Source organism: Ruegeria sp. SCP10 (assembly GCF_040329495.1).
Classification (GTDB): Bacteria; Pseudomonadota; Alphaproteobacteria; order Rhodobacterales; family Rhodobacteraceae; genus Ruegeria.
Window position 1 is genome coordinate 1 of sequence record NZ_JBDZYF010000108.1, and the last position, 210, is coordinate 210.

Sequence of the window (210 nt, forward strand, 5' to 3'; positions counted from 1 at the left end):
AAATAGCTTCTCAGCTTATCCGTAATCACAACACGGGGTTCGCCGAATTGCGCAATCAACCGCTTCAGAAAGCGTCGGGCTGCCTTAGCCCTCCGCCGTGGCTGGACGAGGATATCAAGCGTATCTCCGTTCGCATCCACCACCCGCCAGAGCCAGCATTTCCGACCGTTGAGCGGAATGACAACTTCGTCCAAATGCCCTTTGTCGGCT

1 protein-coding gene is annotated in these 210 nt (G+C 55.7%); it reads right to left on the reverse strand.

Annotated features, from left to right (window positions below; genetic code table 11):
• Nucleotides 1-210: DDE-type integrase/transposase/recombinase (locus ABLN87_RS22490; RefSeq protein WP_353014348.1), on the reverse strand; the 210-nt coding region annotated here is incomplete at both ends.